Origin of the sequence: Micrococcus sp. HSID17227 (assembly GCF_003989405.1) — a bacterium.
GTDB lineage: Bacteria > Actinomycetota > Actinomycetes > Actinomycetales > Micrococcaceae > Micrococcus > Micrococcus luteus.
The window spans coordinates 1-876 of the sequence record NZ_RBLN01000466.1; the positions used below are offsets into that span (position 1 = coordinate 1).

Consider the following 876-nt stretch of genomic DNA (forward strand, 5'->3'; position numbering starts at 1 on the left):
CCGCCCTTCCGCTCTCGCGCGCCGCGGCGGACGCCCTGGGGCCGGCCGCCGGCTGAGCGCCGGACGCCGCATCCGGCGCGTCCCGTCCGGTCACACGCGGCGGCGCGGTGCCCCGTGCGTGAGAGACTGCACGCCATGGTGCGCTGGTTGACAGCGGGGGAGTCTCACGGCCCCGCGCTCACAGGAATCGTTGAGGGACTGCCGGCCGGGATCCCGGTCACGACGCAGGACGTGCAGGACGCGCTCGCGCGCCGCCGCCTGGGGTACGGGCGCGGCGCGCGCATGAAGTTCGAGCAGGACGCGGTGACGATCCTCGGCGGCGTCCGCCACGGCCGCACCCTCGGCTCGCCCGTGGCGATCCAGGTGGGCAACACGGAATGGCCCAAGTGGGAGAAGGTGATGGCCGCCGATCCCGTCCCCGCGGAGGAGCTCGACGGTCTGGCCCGCAACGCGGCGCTCACCCGCCCGCGGCCCGGCCACGCCGACCTGACCGGCATGCAGAAGTACGGCTTCGACGAGGCCCGCCCCCTCCTCGAGCGCGCCTCCGCCCGTGAGACCGCCGCCCGTGTGGCCCTGGGCACCGTCGCCCGCGCCTTCCTCGGCGAGCTCGGCGTGCGGATCGTCTCCCACACCGTGGCCTTCGGGGAGGCCGCCCTGCCGGAGGGCCACCCGTTCCCCGTGCCCGAGGACGAGGCCCGCCTCGACGCCGACCCGGTCCGCTGCCTCGACCCGCAGACCTCGGCGGCGATGGTCGCCGAGGTCGACGACGCCCACCGCGCCGGGGAGACCCTCGGCGGCGTCGTGGAGGTGCTGGCGTACGGCGTGCCGATCGGCCTGGGCTCCCACGTGCACTGGGACCGCCGCCTCGACGCGCGG

The 876-nt window shown here is 76.6% G+C and carries 1 protein-coding gene; it reads left to right on the forward strand.

Annotated elements, in window-relative coordinates:
- Nucleotides 1–135: 135 nt before the first annotated feature.
- A partial coding sequence (gene aroC / locus D8M29_RS12675) for a chorismate synthase (RefSeq protein ID WP_127446046.1) occupies nucleotides 136–876 on the forward strand: 741 nt, incomplete at its 3' end.